This window comes from Clavibacter lycopersici, assembly GCF_003576405.1.
In the GTDB taxonomy this organism is placed as follows: Bacteria; Actinomycetota; Actinomycetes; order Actinomycetales; family Microbacteriaceae; genus Clavibacter; species Clavibacter lycopersici.
Map to the genome: position 1 here is coordinate 1 of NZ_QWGT01000252.1, position 3,844 is coordinate 3,844.

The 3,844-nt window shown below is 75.2% G+C and carries 3 protein-coding genes; 2 read left to right on the forward strand and 1 reads right to left on the reverse strand.

Going from position 1 to position 3,844, the window contains the following annotated elements; translation table 11 throughout:
- Positions 1-143 precede the first annotated feature (143 nt).
- Complete coding sequence (locus DZG00_RS13270) at positions 144-1,265, reverse strand: FecCD family ABC transporter permease (protein WP_119455714.1); 1,122 nt, start codon at positions 1,263-1,265, stop codon at positions 144-146.
- Positions 1,266-1,492: 227 nt separating this feature from the next.
- Between DZG00_RS13270 and DZG00_RS13275 the strand changes: the two genes are divergently transcribed.
- Together DZG00_RS13275 and glpX are read left to right on the forward strand one after the other, a co-directional pair.
- Positions 1,493-2,653 (forward strand): AI-2E family transporter, encoded by a 1,161-nt coding sequence (locus DZG00_RS13275; RefSeq protein WP_119383020.1) that lies wholly within the window; start codon positions 1,493-1,495, stop codon positions 2,651-2,653.
- A 58-nt stretch (positions 2,654-2,711) separates the two neighbouring features.
- Positions 2,712-3,698 (forward strand): class II fructose-bisphosphatase, encoded by a 987-nt coding sequence (gene glpX / locus DZG00_RS13280; RefSeq protein ID WP_086505783.1) that lies wholly within the window; start codon positions 2,712-2,714, stop codon positions 3,696-3,698.
- The last annotated feature ends 146 nt before the right edge of the window (positions 3,699-3,844 follow it).

A 3,844-nucleotide genomic window follows, 5' to 3' on the forward strand; every position in this document is an offset into this window, starting at 1 on the left:
CGCGGGCGCGCAGGCGGCGAGCCCGGCGAGGAGGGTCGCGGCGGCGACGAGGGCGAGCGGGCGCCGGAGCGCGGGGGATCTGGTCATGGGGCTTCCTGGGTCGGGGGAGGGAGGGGGAGAGGTGACGGCGGTGGGCCGGCGGCTCAGGCCGCGCGGATCCCGCCGCGGCGGAGGAGGACGAGGAGGAAGGGAGCGCCGAGGATCCCGGTGACGACGCCGACGGGCACCTCCTGCGGGGCGAGGGCCGTGCGCGCGACCGTGTCGGCGGCGACGAGCAGCATCGCGCCGAGGAGGGCGGCGGTCGGGATCACGAGCCGGTGGCGACCGCCGACGAGCCGCCGCGCGAGGTGCGGCACCACGAGGCCGACGAAGCCGACCCCGCCGACGCCCGCGACGATCACGCCGACCATCGCCGACACGCCGACCATGAGCCCGATGCGCGCGCGCTCCGGGTCGAGCCCGGCCGAGCGCGCGGAGTCGTCCCCGGACGCGAGCGCGTCCACGAGCGGCGCGACCACGACGAGGGCCGTGAGCCCGACCGCCGCCGCCACCGCGGCGCCCGCGAGGGCGACGGGCTGCACGCTCGCCAGGGATCCGAGCAGCCAGAACAGCACCGACCGCGCCGCCTCGGGGGAGTCGCTCGAGAAGACGAGGAAGCTCGTCGCCGCGTTGAGCGCGTACCCGACCGCGAGGCCCGCGAGCACGAGGCGCAGCGGCCCGCGTCGGTCGGCGGTGCCCGCGAGCAGGGTCACGAGGAGCACGGCGCCGATCGCCCCCGCGAGCGCGGCGCCGGAGAAGAGGAGCGCGCTGCCGCCGCCCGCGACGAGCACGACGAAGGCGACGCCCGTGGACGCGCCGGAGTTGAGGCCGAGGAGGTACGGATCCGCGAGGGCGTTGCGCACGAGGGCCTGCAGCACGGCGCCCGCCGCGGCGAGCACGGCGCCCGCCACGACCGCCATGGCGACGCGGGGCGCCCGGGTGCCGATCACGATCTGCGCGGCCTGGTCGGTCCAGCCGCCGCGGGGGAGGCCGAGCAGGCGCTCGCCGAGGATCCCCGCCACGTCGCCCGGCGACAGCGGCACGGGCCCGATCGCCAGCGCCCCGAGCGCGACGAGGGCGAGGAGCACCGCGAGCACGCCGATCGTGGTCCGGCCCCGGCGCCGCGCGCGGCGGATGACGGCGGTGACCGACGTGGCGGCGGGCGGCGCGGCGGCGGGCGGCGCGGCGGGCGCGGACGTGCGCGGGTGCTCGACGAGCGGATCCATCGGGCGACCTCCCCTATCTGAGAACCATTCTCACATGAGGAGGAGGCCGCGCCGTACCGCTGGGGACGGACGGAGGCGGTCCACCCCTCACAGGCGGGCGGAGGATCCTCGTGCGCACGCGCGCGGGACAACCGCGGACCGGCACCCGTCGGCCACCGCCATGATGGGCGCCGGGCTCCCCTCCGACCGAGGGATCCCCTCCCGCGCACCGAGATCGGAGCACCGCCATGTCCCACGACGTCGAGCCCTCGCCGGCCAGCCCCGGAGCGCCGGCCAGCCCCGCTGCGTCGGATCCCGCCCCCCACGCCGACCGCGCCGCCGAGCGCGGCGTCACCCCGGGCATCCTGCTCGCGGCCGAGTGGTCGTGGCGCCTGCTCGTCATCGGGCTGGCGGTCGCGGCCGCCGTGTGGATCCTCATCGCGCTCAAGGAGGTGGTGATCCCGTTCCTCATCGGACTCCTCGTCTGCGCCCTGCTGCAGCCGGTGGTCGCCGGGCTGCGGAAGCGGCGATGGCCCGCGTGGGTCGCCATCACGGCGACGCTGCTCGCGACCGCGGTCGTCATCGCCGGTCTCCTGCTGCTGGTCGTCACGCAGATCCGCACGGGCATCCCCACCCTGCAGCGCGAGGCGATGGACCGGTTCGAGTCCGTGCGCGACCTCCTCGCGCAGCCGCCGTTCAACGTCGTGCCGTCCGACTACGACGCGCTCCTCGCCTCCGCGGGCACGGCCCTCGAGAACAGCCGCGAGGCGCTGCTCACCGGCGCGCTCGATGCGGGGCTCGGGGTCGGCCACCTCGTCACGGGCGCGCTCCTCGCCTTCTTCACCATCGTCATCGTGCTCATCGACGGCCGCGGCATCTGGCGCTTCGTCGTCTCCGTCTTCCCGCGCCGCGCGCGTCCCGCCATCGACGGCGCCGGGCTCGCGGGCTGGGGCACGCTGTCCGCCTTCACGCGCGTGCAGATCTTCGTGGCGGCCGGCAACGCGGTCGGCATCGGCATCGCGGCGTGGCTGCTCGGCCTGCCGCTCGCCATCCCCATCGCGGTCGTCGTGTTCCTCGCGTCGTTCATCCCGGTCGTGGGCGCCATCGTGTCGGGCGCGTTCGCGGTGGTCATCGCGCTCGTGTTCGTGGGGCCGCTGCAGGCCGTGATCATGCTCGTGGCCGTCATCGGCGTGCACCTGCTCGAGTCGCACGTGCTGCAGCCGCTCGTGATGGGCGGCGCCGTGCACGTGCATCCGCTCGCCGTCGTGCTCGCCGTCGCGGCGGGCTCGTACGTCGGCGGCGTCGCGGGTGCGCTGTTCGCGGTGCCGTTCGTCGCCACGCTCAACGTGATGGTCCGGTACATCGCGAGCGGGAGCTGGAGGGTCCGCACGCCCGCCGTAGGATCGTGAGGACGCACCTGCGGAGTCGACGGAGCCGCCCGCGCACGTCTCTACGGGAGGACCCCACATGACCGAGGAGAACTACTCGAATCCGGATCGCAACCTCGGGATGGAGCTCGTCCGAGCCACCGAGGCCGCGGCCATCCGCTCCGCCCCCTTCATCGGCAAGGGCGACAAGAACGCCGCAGACGGCGCCGCGGTGGACGCGATGCGCAAGTTCCTCGGCACCGTCGCCTTCGACGGACTCGTCGTCATCGGCGAGGGCGAGAAGGACGAGGCGCCGATGCTCTTCAACGGCGAGCACGTCGGCAACGGCTTCGGCCCCGCGTGCGACATCGCGGTGGATCCCATCGACGGCACGAGCCTCACCGCCGCCGGCCGCATGAACGCCCTGTCCGTCATCGCGGTCAGCGACCGCGGCAGCATGTTCGACCCGTCGGCGGTCTTCTACATGGACAAGCTCGTCACCGGCCCCGAGGGCCGCGGCGTCGTCGACCTCGACCGCCCCATCGGCGACAACATCCGCGCGCTGGCCGACGCGAAGGGCCTCGCCGTCGAGGACATGCAGGTCGCCGTGCTCGACCGGCCGCGGCACGCGGACCTCATCGCGCAGATCCGCGCGGCCGGCGCCTCCACCCGCCTGCTGCTGGACGGCGACGTCGCCGGCGGCATCAACGCGGCCCGCCCCGACTCCCGCATCGACATGTGCGTGGGCATCGGCGGCACCCCCGAGGGCATCATCACGGCGTGCGCGATCAAGGCGCTCGGCGGCGTGCTCCTCTCGCGCCTCGCGCCGAAGGACGACGCCGAGCGGCAGCGCGCGATCGACGCGGGCCACGACCTCGACCGGATCCTCGACCAGGACGACCTCGTCACGGGCGACAACGCGTACTTCGTCGCCACCGGCGTCACGGACGGCGCGCTCGTCGCGGGCGTCACCCGGCACCGGGGCATGATCCGCACCTCGAGCATCGTGCTCCGCTCCCACTCCGGCACCATCCGCCGCGTGGAGGCCGACCACCTGGTCTCCAAGTGGTACAGCCCGGCCAGCTGAGCCGATCCCGATGCGCACGCGCCGCAGCCTGATCTCCCGGCTGGTCCCCCCGGTCATCGGCCTCGTCGGCGGGCAGGGCGAGTTCGCGTCGCCCGCGCGCACGATGCGCGGCGCCGCCCGGCGCGTGCTCCGGCCGGGCGGCTTCG